Annotated in this window: 13 protein-coding genes; 2 read left to right on the top strand and 11 right to left on the bottom strand. The window is 70.8% G+C overall.

Annotation, left to right across the window (positions count from 1 at the left end):
• Position 1 precedes the first annotated feature (1 nt).
• Genes ABZX90_RS26570 through ABZX90_RS26560 form a run of 3 tightly spaced genes read right to left on the bottom strand, consistent with a single transcriptional unit; the run spans position 2 to position 2,870 of the window.
• Complete coding sequence (locus ABZX90_RS26570) at positions 2 to 820, bottom strand: ABC transporter permease subunit (protein ID WP_351131031.1); 819 nt, start codon at positions 818 to 820, stop codon at positions 2 to 4.
• Positions 808 to 1,716 carry an ABC transporter permease subunit gene (locus ABZX90_RS26565; protein ID WP_351131032.1) on the bottom strand — a complete coding sequence of 303 codons (909 nt, stop codon included), beginning with the start codon at positions 1,714 to 1,716 and terminating at the stop codon, positions 808 to 810. The genes ABZX90_RS26570 and ABZX90_RS26565 overlap by 13 nt, the downstream gene beginning before the upstream one ends.
• Positions 1,713 to 2,870 (bottom strand): extracellular solute-binding protein, encoded by a 1,158-nt coding sequence (locus ABZX90_RS26560; protein WP_351131033.1) that lies wholly within the window; start codon positions 2,868 to 2,870, stop codon positions 1,713 to 1,715. Before ABZX90_RS26560 ends, ABZX90_RS26565 begins: the two co-directional genes overlap by 4 nt.
• A 211-nt stretch (positions 2,871 to 3,081) precedes the next feature.
• Here ABZX90_RS26560 and ABZX90_RS26555 point away from each other — a divergent pair, with 211 nt between their 5' ends.
• Positions 3,082 to 3,822, top strand: a complete 741-nt coding sequence (locus ABZX90_RS26555; protein ID WP_351131034.1) for a GntR family transcriptional regulator — start codon at positions 3,082 to 3,084, stop codon at positions 3,820 to 3,822.
• 155 nt (positions 3,823 to 3,977) lie between these two features.
• Here the strand turns inward: ABZX90_RS26555 and ABZX90_RS26550 are convergent, their stop codons facing one another.
• From ABZX90_RS26550 to rpe, 8 genes are all read right to left on the bottom strand, one after another.
• Positions 3,978 to 4,430: an Lrp/AsnC family transcriptional regulator gene (locus ABZX90_RS26550; protein ID WP_351131036.1), complete on the bottom strand. Its 453-nt coding sequence runs from the start codon at positions 4,428 to 4,430 to the stop codon at positions 3,978 to 3,980.
• 30 nt (positions 4,431 to 4,460) lie between these two features.
• Positions 4,461 to 5,945, bottom strand: coding sequence for an amino acid permease (locus ABZX90_RS26545; RefSeq protein ID WP_351131038.1), 1,485 nt, complete (start codon positions 5,943 to 5,945; stop codon positions 4,461 to 4,463).
• 281 nt (positions 5,946 to 6,226) lie between these two features.
• Entirely contained in the window at positions 6,227 to 6,625 is a 399-nt protein-coding gene (locus ABZX90_RS26540) for a hypothetical protein (protein ID WP_351131039.1), read from the bottom strand.
• A gap of 142 nt (positions 6,626 to 6,767) precedes the next feature.
• The gene (locus tag ABZX90_RS26535; RefSeq protein WP_351131069.1) at positions 6,768 to 8,210 is read right to left on the bottom strand and encodes a GuaB1 family IMP dehydrogenase-related protein; all 1,443 of its coding nucleotides are present in this window, start codon (positions 8,208 to 8,210) and stop codon (positions 6,768 to 6,770) included.
• Between the two features lie 107 nt (positions 8,211 to 8,317).
• Positions 8,318 to 8,695, bottom strand: coding sequence for a barstar family protein (locus tag ABZX90_RS26530; RefSeq protein ID WP_351131040.1), 378 nt, complete (start codon positions 8,693 to 8,695; stop codon positions 8,318 to 8,320).
• Positions 8,692 to 9,138: a ribonuclease domain-containing protein gene (locus tag ABZX90_RS26525; RefSeq protein ID WP_351131041.1), complete on the bottom strand. Its 447-nt coding sequence runs from the start codon at positions 9,136 to 9,138 to the stop codon at positions 8,692 to 8,694. The genes ABZX90_RS26530 and ABZX90_RS26525 overlap by 4 nt, the downstream gene beginning before the upstream one ends.
• A 51-nt stretch (positions 9,139 to 9,189) precedes the next feature.
• A complete protein-coding gene (locus tag ABZX90_RS26520) occupies positions 9,190 to 10,233 on the bottom strand; it encodes a sugar-binding domain-containing protein (protein WP_351131043.1) in 1,044 nt (347 codons plus the stop codon).
• A gap of 78 nt (positions 10,234 to 10,311) precedes the next feature.
• Positions 10,312 to 10,998 (bottom strand): ribulose-phosphate 3-epimerase, encoded by a 687-nt coding sequence (gene rpe / locus ABZX90_RS26515; protein WP_351131045.1) that lies wholly within the window; start codon positions 10,996 to 10,998, stop codon positions 10,312 to 10,314.
• Positions 10,999 to 11,132: 134 nt separating this feature from the next.
• Between rpe and ABZX90_RS26510 the strand changes: the two genes are divergently transcribed.
• The gene (locus tag ABZX90_RS26510) at positions 11,133 to 13,376 is read left to right on the top strand and encodes an MMPL family transporter (protein ID WP_351131046.1); all 2,244 of its coding nucleotides are present in this window, start codon (positions 11,133 to 11,135) and stop codon (positions 13,374 to 13,376) included.
• Positions 13,377 to 13,388 lie beyond the last annotated feature (12 nt).

Below are 13,388 nucleotides of genomic sequence, written 5' to 3'. Positions count from 1 at the left end.
TTCATCCCCGGGAGGCGGAAGCGGTACGGGAGCGGCCACCGAAGACGGCGAGCGCGAGAAGCAGTGCCCAGGTGACGAACAGGCTGAGCACGGAGACGGCGACGGACATCTGGGCCTGCGAGCCGCCGACGTTGTAGATCCAGACGGCGAACGGCTGGTACCCGAGCAGGCGCGCGACGGTGAACTCGCCGAGCACCAGGGCCAGCGTGAGGAACGAGGCGTTGAGCAGCGCACCGCGCAGATTGGGCAGCACCGCGTGCACGAGCGCCCGCGCGGGGCTCGCGCCGCAGCTGCGGGCGGCCTCGACGAGGGTGCGCACGTCGACGGCGCGCAGTCCCGCGTCCAGCGCCCGGTACACGAACGGCAGCGCCATCACGACGTACGCGAGGACGAGCACGATCGGGAAGCCCGGGTCCTGGATCGCCACGAACGTCTGGAACAGCGGGGTGCGCGACAGGTGTTCGGGCCCCCACTTCAGGACGGTGGCGATCCCGGCGACGAACGCGATCGGCGGGACGACCAGCGGCAGCGAGCACACCACCTCGACGACCGGCCGCAGCCGGGGCGCGCCGAGCCGCAGGGCGACCGTGGCGGGCACCATCAGGAGCAGCACCACGACGATGGTCGCGACGGCGAGTTCCAGCGAGAGCAGCAGGCTGGAGACGAATCCGTCGGCGGACACGATCTGGCTGTAGGCGTCGAAGGTGACGCCCTGCCCGGGCACATCGACCGTGAAGACCACGGACGCGGCCATGGGCACCAGGAAGTACAGCGCGGCGAGGGCGAGAACCACCCAGCGCCACAGGTTCAGGCGAGCCATCGCGCGCTCCGTCGTTGCAGGGGCAGGTACACGGCCATCACCAGGCCCGCGATGAGGACCATGTCGAGGCTGAGGGCGAGCGCCACGTTCTCCTGGCCGACCAGCACGTTGCCGGAGATGGCGTCGGCGATCTGCAGGGTGACCAGCGGGACCGCGCTGCCCACCATGGCGGCGGCGGTGGCGTACGCGGCGAAGGCGCTGCCGAAGAGGAGCACGAGTCCGCCGAGGAGCGAGGGCGCGAGGACGGGCAGTGCCACATGCCGCCAGTACTGGACGGAGGTCGCGCCGTTGTTCTGCGCCGCCTCGCGCCACTGGGAGCGCAGGCCGTCGAGGGCGGGCGTGATGGTGAGGACCATGAGCGGGATCAGGAAGTACAGGTAGACGATGACCAGGCCCCAGAAGCTGTAGAGGTTCCAGCCCTTGTCGGTGAGGCTCAAGTGCCGTGTCAGCACACCGGAGTTGCCGAGCGTGGCGACGAAGGCGAAGGCCAGCGGGACGCCGCCGAAGTTGGCGAGGACCCCGGACGCGGTGAGCACGGCCTCGCGCAGGGCGCGGAAGCGGGAGGTGACCACGGCCTGGGCGAGCGGCAGTCCGAGGACGGTCGCGAGGCCCGCGGAGACGGCGGACAGCTTGACGCTGCCGATCAGGGCGGTCAGGTACGCGCCCTGGAACGAGCCGGTCAGGTTGGCCGTGGTGTACGAACTGGCGCCGGTGGCCTGGTCCTTGACGGTGAAGGCACCGTTGAGCATGGCGACGGCGGGGACGCCGAAGGCGATCGCCACGAAGACGAGCAGCGGGAGGACGGCGAGCCGGCCGGGGGCGCGGCGGCGCCGCCGCTGCTGGTCAGCAGCGGCGGGCGCCACGTCGGCCGGGGCCTCGGTGAGTGCGGTGGTCATCCGGAGACGGCCTTGCCCCAGCCCTGGCCGAGCACGGTCTTGGCCTTGCTCTGCTGGTCCTCGGTCGGGAAGCTCGGCGTGCCGGAGACCGTGGGGAGCTTGGCGGCGGCGGTCTTGTCGAGCGTGCCGGCCTTCTCCAGCGCGGGCATCAGGACCGGGCGGGCGTATCCCTTGAGCCAGAGGTTCTGGCCCTCGGCGCTGTAGAGGTACTCCTGCCACAGGCGGGCGGCCGCCGGGTGCGGGGCGTCCTTGTTGACGGCCTGGGAGTAGTACTGGGCGTACTGGCCGTCGGAGGGGATGGCGACCTTCCAGTCGACGCCCTTGGACTTGAACTCGTCGGCGTATCCGGCGTTCAGGTAGTCCCAGTCGATGCTGATGGGCGTCTCGCCCTTCTCGACGGTGGCCGGAGTCGACTCGACGGGCGTGTAGTTGCCGTTCTTCTTCAGCTTGGCGAAGAAGTCGAGGCCGGGCTGGATGTCGTCGAAGGAGCCGCCGTTCGCCAGCGAGGCCGCGTACACGCCGCCGAAGGCCGAACCGGACTTGGTGGGGTTGCCGTTGAGCGCGACCTGCCCCTTGTACTGGGGCTTGAGCAGGTCCTTGAAGGTCTTCGGGCACTCCTTGACCCTCTTGGCGTCGCAGCCGATGGAGATGTAGCCGCCGTAGTCGTTGAACCAACGGCCCGCGGCGTCCTTCTGTCCCTCGGGCAGGTCGCCGAAGGCGGTCACCTTGTACGGGGCGAGCAGCCCCTGCTGGGCGGCGCTCAGGGCGAAGGAGCTGCCGAGGTCGAGGACGTCCGGGGCACGGTCCTGGCCCTTGCGCGAGGTGACGGCGGTGATCTCGTCCTGGCTGGAGCCGTCCGGGCTCTCGACCTCGATCTTGATGCCGTACTTCTTGGTGAAGCCGTCGATGAGGGCGCCGTAGTTGGCCCAGTCGCGGGGAAGGGCGATCGCGTGCAGCGTGCCCTCCTTCTTGGCGGCCTTGACCAGGGCGTCGAGGCCGCCGAAGTCCGCGGCGGAGGTCGCGGTGGCCGCGCTCTTGCCGTCGGCGGTGGTCGCCTTGTCGTCGGGAGCTGCGCCGCAGGCGCTCAGGGCGAGGGCTGCGGCGACGGCGAGGCCGCCGGTGAGGAGGGCGGTCCTCGGCAGGAACACGGTCACGGTCTCTCCAGGATGACGCACGAGGGTGGGGTGGGACGGAGAACTTGTCTGAACAAGTTGGCCCCAGTAGGCCCGCCGATGGTGTCCTGTTCGTAAACTTTGGTGAAACCGTGACCCCCTATTCCCTGCACAATCCCGACCGGCACGGATCACGGTCCGATGTCGATTAGGCTGATCAGGCTGTACACAGTGGTCGAATCAGAGGGGAAGAATGGCGGCGCGACACGAGGAGATCGCCGAGGAGCTACGGCGGGCGATCGACCGCGAGGAGTACACCGTGGGCAGTCTGCTGCCGGCGGAGACGGACCTCGCGGCCCACTACGGCGTCTCGCGCGGCACGGTCCGCCAGGCCGTCGCGACCCTGACCGCCGAGGGGCTCATCGGTTCACGCCAGGGCGCCCGCCGCGTCGTCCTCGCCGGCCGCCGCAGCCAGAGCTTCGCCGAACTGCGCAGCTTCGCCCAGTGGGCGCGCGCGATGGGGCGCGAGGCGACGGGGCACGTGGTGTCGCAGGAGTACCACCCGGCGACGGTGGAGGACGCCGTCCGTCTCCAACTTCGCGAGAAGACACCGGTGTTGCACGTGCTGCGGGTCCGCGGACTGGACGGTGAACCGGTCCTGCTGGAGCGCACGGTGTACGCGGACTGGATCTCCCCCGCCGTGGCGGCCATCGAGCCCGAGTGCCCCTCCGTGACCCAGCGGCTCTTCGAGGACACCGGCCTGGTCTTCGCGTACGGCGAGCACGTCATCGACGCCGTCGCGGCGGGCGCGCAGGACGCCGACCTCCTCGGGGTCCGCCGCACCAGCCCCCTGCTGCGGGTCCGCCGGGTCACCACCACACGCGAAGGGCGCCCGGTGGAGTGGTCCGACGACCGCTACCGCTCGGACGCCGTGAGCTTCAGCGTGCACAACTCGATCGGGAACAACGCGCTGGCGAGGAAGACGGCGGAGTAGCGGCCCCGTCGGCTGAGGTGGCCTTGTCGACGCCGGTCACCAGGCGTGCCGGTCAGGGGCGCCGGGAACTGCGCGCCCAGCCACACCAATCCCGCAGCCGCACAGAGGCAGGACCCCCACCCCCTGGGGCGCACCAGCGCTTATGGGGGCGCCGACTACGTCGGCGACCCCGACGAAAACCTCCGCAGCAACGGCGAGAGCACCAGCACGGATTTCGTCCGTTCCACGAACGGCTCTCCCGCGATCCGCTCCAGGACTCGCTCGAAGTGCCGCATGTCCGAGGCGAAGACCTGCACCAGCGCGTCCGCCTCCCCGGTGACGGTGGAGGCGGCCACGACTTCCTGATAGCGCTCCAGACCGCGCTGGATGGTCTCCGGCGAGGTGTTCCGCCGGCAGTAGATCTCGACGAAGCCCTCCGTCTCCCAGCCGAGCGCCGCCGGGTCCACCCGCACGGTGAACCCGGTGATGGCCCCGGTGGCCCGCAGCCGGTCGACCCGCCTCTTCACGGCGGGGGCGGACAGGCCGACCAGTTGCCCGATGTCCGCGTAGGAGCGACGGGCGTCCTCGGCGAGGGCGTGCACGATGCGTTCGTCGAGATCGTTCAGCACTGCGGGTGGTTCACTTTTCTGCGAGGGGTTCTACGGTTGCTCGGCGACGGGTGATTCCGCGGTCGCCATGCGGGACCTGCGGTAGCCGTAACTGAAGTAGAACACGAGCCCGACGGCCATCCAGACGCCGAAGACGACCCAGGTGACGGCGGAGAGACTGGCCATCATCCACACGCACAGCAGGAAGCCGATCGCGGGCAGCACCGGCGTGAGCGGAACCCGGAAAGTGCGGCGCATGGCCGGGCGCGTCCGGCGCAGTACGACGACGGCGACATTGACCAGCGCGAAGGCGAAGAGCGTGCCGATGCTGGTGGCGTCGGCGAGCTGGCCGAGCGGGATCGCGGCGGCCAGGACACCGCAGAACAGCGACACGATCACGGTGTTGGCGCGGGGCGTGCCGGTCTTCGGGTGGACCCGGGAGAAGACCTTGGGCACCAGTCCGTCCCGGCCCATCGCGAACAGGATGCGCGTCTGGCCGTAGAGGACGGTCAGCACGACACTCGCGATGGCGATGACCGCGCAGGCAGCCAGCAGGGTCCCCCAGAAGGTCTGCCCGGTGACGTCCTTCATGATCCCGGCGAGCGCGGCCTCCGAGTCGCTGAACTGCCGCCAGGGCCTCGCCCCGATGGCGACGGCGGCGACGAGGACGTACAGGGCCGTCACGATGACCAGCGAGAGCATGATCGCGCGCGGCAGGTCGCGCTGCGGGTTCTTGGCCTCCTCACCGGCGGTGGAGGCGGCGTCGAAGCCTATGTAGGAGAAGAACAGGGTGGCGCCGGCGGCGCTGACGCCCGCCATGCCGAGGGGCATGAAGTGGTCGTAGTTGCCGGAGCGGAAGCCCTGGACGCCGATCGCGCAGAACAGCACCAGCGCGGCGATCTTCACGGCCACCATGATGGTGTTGGCGCGCGCCGACTCGCGCGCTCCGCCGAGCAGGAACGCCATCGCGAGCAGCACGACGATGAGCGCGGGCAGGTTGAAGACGCCCCCGTCGCCGGGCGGCGCGGACAGCGCGTCCGGAATGGTGACGCCGATGGTGCCGTCGAGCAGTTCGTTCAGGTACTCGCCCCAGCCGACCGCGACGGCCGCGACCGAGACGCCGTACTCCAGAACCAGGCACCAGCCGCAGATCCAGGCGATGAGCTCGCCCATCGTTGCGTAGGCGTACGAGTACGAGGAACCGGCGACCGGGATGGTGCCGGCCAGTTCGGCGTAGGAGAGGGCGGAGAAGAGCGCCGTGAGACCGGCGATCACGAAGGACAGGGTGACCGCGGGCCCGGCCTTGGGGACGGCCTGGCCGAGGACGACGAAGATGCCGGTGCCGAGCGTGGCACCGATGCTGATCATGGTGAGCTGCCACAGACCGAGGGAGCGCCGCAGCGATCCTCCTTCGCCCTGGCCACCCTCCTCCACCAGGCGTTCCACCGGCTTTCGGCGCATGAGACGCGCGCCGATACCCGGGGACGGTGGGGCGGACGTGGGTGGGGACTGCGGGGGTGCGCCTTGGTCGAGCACGCGCTGGCTCCTTCATCGCTGCCGGTCGAAAAGGACGGGGACCGGCGGCACCCCTGACAGGAGGGACCCACCGAGCGGGGTCCCCGCCACGCCTGTGTACAGCGCTTGACCCTATGAGTCCGGGCTTCACGGGCGTAATGCAGCAACCTTGCGCATCTCCGCAAGATCGTTGCGTTCATCGCATCCCGGCGCATGTTCGTTGCGCGGGGCCTTTCGATGGTTGCGTGAGGCGCCTTTCCGGCGGGTGACGAGGCCGTGGAGACAGCCGAGTTGACAGGGCGTCAGCTCTCGTCCGGCTCCCCCGCCACGGCCCGTGCCCGCGCCACGTCCTCCTCGTCGAACCCCAGCCGTCCGGGCTCTCCGTACACCGCCGCCTGGGCGTCGATCCAGCGCGTGTGGGCCTCCCACGCGGCCTGCTTGCTGGTGCCGAGGGCCGCGCCGATCTGGGACCAGGAGGCGCCGGACTCACGGGCGGCGCGGACGGTGAGCTGACGGCCGTACGCCGCCTTCCGGGCCACGACCTCGCTGAGCGCGAGCAGTTCCAGGAGTCCGGCACGGTCGAGCGCCTCCGCGTCGCTCCCCGCCCCGGCCAGCGAGTCACGCACGCGCAGCTCGTCGAGACGGGCCACGGCGGTCAGCAGGGTGTACTGCGCTTCGATGCTCTGCGGTGTCGTCGTCATGCCGTCAGCGTCACGTCAAGCAGACTTGACGTCAAGAGGACCTGACGGAAGTGGCCGCGGGCCGGGCGCACCGGCGGCCGCCCACGCGTACGGCCCCTGCTCCCGGGAGGGGAACAGGGGCCGTACGGGGCGCGGGGGCGGGTCAGCTCCAGCTGGCGTGCAGGGCCTTGCCCTCGGCATAGCCGGCCGCGCTCTGGATGCCGACGATCGCGTTCTGGGCGAACTCCTCCAGGGAGTTGGCGCCCGCGTAGGTGCAGGAGGAGCGGACGCCCGCGATGATCGAGTCGATCAGGTCCTCGACGCCCGGACGGGACGGGTCGAGGAACATGCGCGAGGTGGAGATGCCCTCCTCGAACAGCGCCTTGCGGGCCCGGTCGTACGCCGATTCCTCGCTGGTGCGGTTCTTGACGGCGCGCGCGGACGCCATGCCGAACGACTCCTTGTACAGACGTCCGTCGGCGTCCTGCTGAAGGTCGCCCGGGGACTCGTACGTGCCGGCGAACCAGGAACCGACCATGACGTTGGACGCACCGGCGGCCAGCGCCATCGCCACGTCACGGGGGTGGCGGACACCGCCGTCGGCCCACACGTGCTTGCCGTACTTCTTCGCCTCGGCCGCGCACTCCAGGACGGCGGAGAACTGCGGCCGGCCGACGCCGGTCATCATGCGGGTGGTGCACATGGCGCCGGGGCCGACGCCGACCTTGATGATGTCGGCGCCCGCGTCGATCAGGTCCTTGACGCCCTCGGCGGCCACGATGTTGCCCGCGACGATCGGCACTTGCGGGTCGAGCGCGCGCACCGTCCTGACGGCGCTGATCATCGACTCCTGGTGACCGTGCGCCGTGTCGATGACGAGGGTGTCGACGCCCGCGTCCAGAAGCTGCTTGGCCTTGCCCGCCACATCACCGTTGATGCCGACGGCGGCGGCGATACGCAGCCTGCCGCCCGCGTCGGTGGTCGGCGTGTACAGCGTGGCGCGCAGGGCGCCCTTGCGGGTGAGGATGCCGGCCAGCTTGCCGTCCGCGTCCACGGCGGGGGCGTAGCGGCGGTTGGCGCCGTCGAGGATGTTGAACGCCTCGCGCGGTTCGATGTCCGCGTCGAGGAGCAGCAGGTCCCTGGACATGACCTCGGACAGCTGGGTGAAGCGGTCCACGCCGGTGAGGTCGGCGTCGGTGACCACACCGACCGGCCGGCCGTCCTCGTCCACGACGACGCCCGCGTTGTGCGCGCGCTTGGGCAGCAGCGCCAGCGCGTCGGCGACGGTCTGGTGGGGCTCGAGGCGGATCGGGGTGTCGAGCACCAGGTGGCGTCCCTTGACCCAGGAGACGACCTCGGTGATGACGTCGATCGGGATGTCCTGCGGAATGACGACAAGGCCACCGCGGCGGGCGACGGTCTCGGCCATCCGGCGGCCCGCGATCGCCGTCATGTTGGCGACGACGAGCGGGATGGTGGTGCCCGTGCCGTCCGGAGAGCTGAGGTCCACGCCCTGACGCGAGCCGACCGCGGAGCGGCTGGGCACCATGAAGACGTCGTCGTACGTCAGGTCGTACGGGGGCTGGATGTCGTTGAGGAAACGCACGTGCTGCACATCCCAGTCGATCAGAGGTGGCCCCCGGACAGGTCAGCCAGGGGGAAGAGCACGTACCTCATTGTCCCATGACAGCCGGTATGCGGTCCCCGGACAGATCATCCAGGCTGGTCAGGGGGCAATTGGTCGGATCCTCCAAGGATGAGGACGACCGACAGGGTGGCGTCGAACTGCTGGTAGTGGCCGGAGGCCGACTGAAGGACCTCCTGGGCGGTCTCCCACTCGTCGGGCCTCGCCCTCGCGTAGGGGCGCCAGCCGGTCACCACCAGCAGCCTGCCCGGACTGGCCGGTCCCCAGTCGGGATCGCCCAGGACGTCGGCGAGCGCGTCCCAGTTCCGCCCGAACCACTCCGGCAGGTCGAGGGCGCGGACACAGCGCGCCATGAAACCGGCCTTGTCGAGCACCCCGGTGAGATCGAGCTCGGTGACCTGCCACCCGGCCGAGCGGCACACCTCCGCGAGCGGACCGTGCGTCATCTCAGCACCGCCTTGAACGAGTCGTAGTGATCGTCGGTGTAGTAGATCTCCCCGCCCTGCCCGGTGACAATGCGCCGGGCTCCGCGGTCGCGCTCGCCCGGTGTCCGCACCGTGTACTCGCGGTAATACCCCCTGCCGTGCCCCGGCAGTTCCCGCTCGAAGTTGCCGAAGACGGCGCCGTCCCTGGCGTACGGGAAGGGGCCGCCCCGGTCGATGAGGACGAGGGTCGCCCGTGCTTCGGCGGGCAGCGCGGCCGCGGCGACGACCGGCAGGTCACCGGCCCAGGACGGGATCCCCGTCGCGCGGCTCGCGGCCGTGGCCGCGGAGTCGCCCGAGGCGGCGGTCCCCGTCGGCGAACAGCCCGTCAGCAGGACCGTCAGACAGACCAGCAGCCCGGCGAACACGCGGCCCGCGAACGCGCGAGGGGACGGCCGCAGCAGCATGACGTCGATGCTGCCACGGCCATCCCCTCGCGGCGCGCGCTGGGTGATCGCTCAGGGGCCGTCCGGGTCCGCCCGGTTCAGCGCCGGACGCGGGGGCGGGCCCGCCGTCATCAGAGCGTCCGCGGCCGCGGTGTCCGTCACCAGGCTGGTGACGAGCCCGGACCGCAGCACCGCGTCGATGGCGGCCGCCTTGCGCTGCCCGCCCGCGATCGCGACGACCTCGGGGATACGGCGCAGCCGGTCGGTCTCGACCGTGATGCAGCGCTCGCCCAGATCCCGCCCGACCCGCCGGCCCTCGGCGTCGAAGAGGTGCGCGGACATCTCGGCGGCGACACCGAGGGACGCGTAGTGGGCGCGCTCCTCGTCGCTGAGCATGTCGTGCACCGTGGAGATGCCGGGCTCCCAGGAGCCGATGGAGACGCAGGCGACCGTGACCTTGTCGAAGTACTCGAAGGCGCGGGCGATCCCCGTCTGGTTGCGCAGCGCGGCCGCGGTGGCCGCGTCCGGCAGCAGCATCGGCGCGTAGATGGGGTGGGCGTCGCCGCCCGACACCTGCGCGGCGCGCCGGACTGCCTCGACGGAGCCGCGCTCGGCGGTCCCGGCGTCGTACACGCCCGTCAGCTGCACCACGGTGCACGGGGGAAGCCGGTCCAGCGCCGCCGCCATGTGGATCGTGGAGCGGCCCCAGGCGAGGCCGAGCACATCGCCCTCGTTGACGAGCTCGCCGAGCAGGTCGGCGGCCACCTCACCGAGGTTCTCGGGGTCGGGCGACTCCTCGGCCTCGGCCGGGGACTCGACGACCACGGCATGCCGCAGGCCGTAGCGGGCACGGAGCGCGTCCGAGCGCTCCGCGTCCAGCTCGGCGGGGACGCGGATCTCGATCCTCACGAGATCCCGTTCGAGAGCGGTCTCCAGGACCCGGGCCACCTTGAAGCGGCTGACGCCGAACTCCTCGGCGATCTGGATCTTGGACTTGCCCTCGAGGTAGAAGCGGCGGGCCATGGCCGCCGCCTGGACCAGCTCAGCGGGTCCCATCCGCATGGCTGACCGGCCCGCCGACATACCCGACACGGCGATCTCCTCACTTCTGTTCACACTCTGGATTCGCCGTTCATCCTTGCAGATCCGGCGCACTTGATCCGCCCTGATGGGCGGCGTTCACGTTCCCTTGGCTCAGTGGTCGCACGCCCACGATGCACGGGCCGTCGCCTCCTGAGCCTGGGTGCGCAGTGCACGTACCGCCTGGGCCGGGTCCGCCGCCCCGTACACCGCGGAACCCGCCACGAACACGTCGGCTCCCGCCTCCGCGCACCGCTCGATGGTCGACGCCGAGACTCCGCCGTCGACCTGGAGCCACAGTTCCAGGCCGTGCTTGCTGATCAACTCGCGCGTACGGCGGATCTTCGGGAGCATGATGTCAAGAAAAGCCTGGCCCCCGAATCCGGGCTCGACCGTCATGATCAGCAGCATGTCGAGCTCGGGCAGCAGGTCCTCGTACGGCTCGATCGGGGTCGCGGGCTTGAGCGCCATGGAGGCGCGGGCGCCCTTGGCCCGGATCTCGCGGGCGAGCCTGACAGGTGCGGCAGCCGCCTCCACGTGGAAGGTGACGGAGCCGGCACCCGCTTCCACGTACTGGGGCGCCCACCGATCGGCGTCCTCGATCATCAGATGGCAGTCCAGCGGTGTGTCCGTCGCACGGGCCAAAGACTCTACGACCGGCACCCCGAGGGTGAGGTTCGGTACGAAATGGTTGTCCATGACGTCGACATGGAGCCAGTCCGCGCCCTGCACCGCCTGTGCCTCCTCGGCAAGACGGGCGAAGTCGGCGGACAGGATGCTGGGGTTGATCTGCACGGCCATGCCCCAAGACTGCCATGTCCCGGGCCGGTTGCCCGCCTCGGTCCAGACCTGGGTTGTTCCGCGGATGTCGTACGACGGCCCGGCATGCCATGCTGGGCGGCCCAGCGGCGCTGCGTCCGACCACGGGGGTGGGCATGAAGCGGCTCGACACCTGGAAGCGGGCGACCATCGCGGTCGTGTGCGGACACCGGTCCAAGTGGCTGGTCCTGGTCCTGTGGCTGCTGGTGCTCGTCTTCGTGGCACCGCTCGGAATGAAGCTCAGCGACGCCCAGGACAACGACGCCCAGTCCTGGCTGCCGGGCTCGGCCGAATCCACCCAAGTCCTCGACATCTCGAACGACTTCCGGCCCGAGCAGATCCCCGCCGTCGTCATCTACAACCGCCCGGACGGCCTGACGGCGCAGGACCGCCGGCAGATCGCCGAGGACACCCAGCAGCTGAAGACGCTGCGGGAGCACGGCATCCGCGGCGCGGAGACCCGTGGACCGGTCTTCGACCGGCAGGCGGATCCGCGCGCGGCGCAGGTCTACGTCCCCATCACCATGGACGCGTCCGGCTGGCAGCGGATCGCCCCCGCCGTCGACTCCGTGCGTGACCAGGTGGGCAAGGGCGAAGACGGGCTCTCTGTGCACGTCACCGGGCCCGGCGGTATCGCCGCCGACTCCTCCAAGGCCTTCGAGGGCATCGACTCGACGCTGCTCTTCGCCGCCATGACCGTCGTCATCGTGATGCTGCTGATCACCTTCCGCAGCCCGACCCTGCTGTTCGTCCCGCTGCTCGGCGTGGTCGTCGCCCTGTTCACGGCCCAGGCGCTGATCTATCTGCTGGCGAAACACGCCGGTCTGACGGTCAACGGCCAGAGCGCGGGCATTCTGACGGTGCTCGTGTTCGGCGCGGGTACCGACTACGCGCTGCTGCTGGTCGCCCGCTACCGCGAGGAGCTGCGCCGCCACGAGGACCGCCACGAGGCGATGGCGCTCGCCATGAACCGGGCGGGTCCGGCGATCCTCGCCTCGGGCGCGACGGTCGTGCTGAGCATGCTGGTGCTCCTGGTCGCCGAGATGAACTCGACGCGGGGCCTCGGGCCGGTCGCGGCGATCGGCGTGGCCGTCGCCCTGCTCGCCATGCTCACGCTCTTCCCCGCCCTGCTGCTGGTCTTCGGGCGCTGGATCTTCTGGCCGGCCGTGCCGCACCTCGGCTCGCCCGATCCGACCAGGAGCGGCGTCTGGGCGCGCATGGGACACCGGATCGCCCGCCGCCCCCGGACGACCTGGGTCGCCACGGCACTGGCGCTGGGAGTGCTGTCCCTGGGCCTGATCCAGCTGCGGGCCGCGGGGATCGCCAACGCCGACACGTTCACCGGGAGACCGGACTCGGTCGTCGGCCAGGAGGTGTCGGCGCGCTACTTCCCGGCGGGCGCCGGTGATCCGCTGGTGATCGTGTCCAACACGGCCCAGGGCGTGCAGGTCGGCCGTGCCGTGGCGGCGGACCCGGGCGTGGTGCCGACGAGCATCGGTGTGCCACCGGGCACCGCGCCGGCACACGACGGCCGGGTGCTGTTCGAGGCGACCACACGTGCCCCCGCCGACAGCGAGGCGGCGAAGGCCACCGTCGAGCGGGTGCGCGACGCGGTGCACGCCGTGCCCGGCGCCGACGCGAAGGTGGGCGGCGGCTCGGCGGCCCTGCTGGACATGGAGAACGCCCAGACGCACGACAACTACCTGGTCATCCCGCTCGTCCTGGTGGTGGTCCTGCTGGTCCTGAGCGTTCTGCTGCGCGCTCTGGTCGCCCCGCTCCTGCTGATCGGCACCGTGGTGCTGTCGCTGGCCACGGCCCTCGGCGTGAGCGCGCTGGCCTTCCGGCACGTCTTCGACTACGCGGGCGAGGACGTGGCCTTCCCACTGTTCGTCTTCGTGTTCCTGGTGGCACTCGGCATCGACTACAACATCTTCCTGACCACCCGCATCCGTGAGGAGGCGGGCCGCCAGGGCACCCGCGCCGGTGTCGTGACGGGACTCGCCACCACCGGAGCGGTGATCACCTCGGCCGGTCTGGTCCTCGCGGGCACGTTCGCGGCGCTCGGCACCCTGCCGATCGTGGGCTTCGCGGAGATCGGCTTCGCGGTCGCGCTCGGCGTGCTCCTGGACACCTTCGTGGTGCGCTCGGTGCTGGTCACCGCGCTCTTCCTCGACGTGGGCCCGAAGGTGTGGTGGCCGCACCGGCTCGCACGCGATGACGGCACGGCGCGGTCCGCCGACGCGCCGGCGCCGGAGGAATCCGGGCAGCCCGGGGTGTCCGAGGAGCACGCCGTCTCCGGGGAGTCCGGAACATCCGGGGAACCCGGCGAATCTACGAAACCGGCCCCACCGCCCGGCTGACGAAGCCGAGCG

Origin of the sequence: Streptomyces sp. NPDC002935, assembly GCF_040611295.1 — a bacterium.
Classification (GTDB): Bacteria; Actinomycetota; Actinomycetes; order Streptomycetales; family Streptomycetaceae; genus Streptomyces.
Note: the sequence above shows the minus strand (reverse complement) of the source record. Positions and strands in the feature narration are given on the sequence as shown.

Bases quoted from the DNA above. Each gene is read 5' to 3' on its own strand.
- ABZX90_RS26570 (WP_351131031.1), bottom strand. From the start codon at position 820: ATGGCTCGCCTGAACCTGTGGCGCTGGGTGGTTCTCGCCCTCGCCGCG.
- ABZX90_RS26565 (WP_351131032.1), bottom strand. From the start codon at position 1,716: ATGACCACCGCACTCACCGAGGCCCCGGCCGACGTGGCGCCCGCCGCT.
- ABZX90_RS26555 (WP_351131034.1), top strand. From the start codon at position 3,082: ATGGCGGCGCGACACGAGGAGATCGCCGAGGAGCTACGGCGGGCGATC.
- ABZX90_RS26540 (WP_351131039.1), bottom strand. From the start codon at position 6,625: ATGACGACGACACCGCAGAGCATCGAAGCGCAGTACACCCTGCTGACC.
- ABZX90_RS26530 (WP_351131040.1), bottom strand. From the start codon at position 8,695: ATGACGCACGGTCCGCTCGCGGAGGTGTGCCGCTCGGCCGGGTGGCAG.
- ABZX90_RS26525 (WP_351131041.1), bottom strand. From the start codon at position 9,138: ATGCTGCTGCGGCCGTCCCCTCGCGCGTTCGCGGGCCGCGTGTTCGCC.
- rpe (WP_351131045.1), bottom strand. From the start codon at position 10,998: ATGGCCGTGCAGATCAACCCCAGCATCCTGTCCGCCGACTTCGCCCGT.
- ABZX90_RS26510 (WP_351131046.1), top strand. From the start codon at position 11,133: ATGAAGCGGCTCGACACCTGGAAGCGGGCGACCATCGCGGTCGTGTGC.